The following is a 960-nucleotide window of genomic DNA, read 5'->3' on the forward strand; positions in this document are numbered from 1 at the left end:
ATCATTCATAGAGTGTAAAGGCATAAGGGAGCTTGACTGCGAGACCTACAAGTCGAGCAGGGTCGAAAGACGGACTTAGTGATCCGGTGGTTCCGCATGGAAGGGCCATCGCTCAACGGATAAAAGCTACCCTGGGGATAACAGGCTTATCTCCCCCAAGAGTTCACATCGACGGGGAGGTTTGGCACCTCGATGTCGGCTCGTCGCATCCTGGGGCTGTAGTCGGTCCCAAGGGTTGGGCTGTTCGCCCATTAAAGCGGTACGCGAGCTGGGTTCAGAACGTCGTGAGACAGTTCGGTCCCTATCCGTCGTGGGCGTAGGAAATTTGAGAGGAGCTGTCCTTAGTACGAGAGGACCGGGATGGACATACCTCTGGTGTACCAGTTGTCGTGCCAACGGCATAGCTGGGTAGCTATGTGTGGACGGGATAAGTGCTGAAAGCATCTAAGCATGAAGCCCCCCTCAAGATGAGATTTCCCAACTTCGGTTATAAGATCCCTCAAAGATGATGAGGTTAATAGGTTCGAGGTGGAAGCATGGTGACATGTGGAGCTGACGAATACTAATCGATCGAAGACTTAATCAAAATAAATGTTTTGCGAAGCAAAATCACTTTTACTTACTATCTAGTTTTGAATGTATAATTTACATTCATATGTCTGGTGACTATAGCAAGGAGGTCACACCTGTTCCCATGCCGAACACAGAAGTTAAGCTCCTTAGCGTCGATGGTAGTCGAACTTACGTTCCGCTAGAGTAGAACGTTGCCAGGCAAAAAGTGGATGCGATGAGCCGCATTGAGACCGCAAGGTCTCTTTTTTTTATGTCTAAAACGTCAAAATAAAAGCAAACACAAAGAAAGATGGCTTGGCGAAGTGAAAACGTTTGAATCTGACGAAACGAGAAATGTAAAGTATAATAAAAAGCAGTCATAAGATGATTTCAATTAGAAATCAATTT

Annotated in this window: 2 rRNA genes; both read left to right on the forward strand. The window is 46.4% G+C overall.

Features of this window, described 5'->3' with window-relative positions:
• Positions 1-586 (forward strand): 23S ribosomal RNA (locus tag TS1_RS12170); the annotation flags it as partial.
• 72 nt (positions 587-658) lie between these two features.
• Positions 659-773: ribosomal RNA gene (rrf, locus tag TS1_RS12175) — 5S ribosomal RNA — on the forward strand.
• Positions 774-960: the final 187 nt, after the last annotated feature.

This window comes from Tetragenococcus solitarius NBRC 100494 (assembly GCF_001544195.1).
Lineage (GTDB): Bacteria > Bacillota > Bacilli > Lactobacillales > Enterococcaceae > Tetragenococcus > Tetragenococcus solitarius.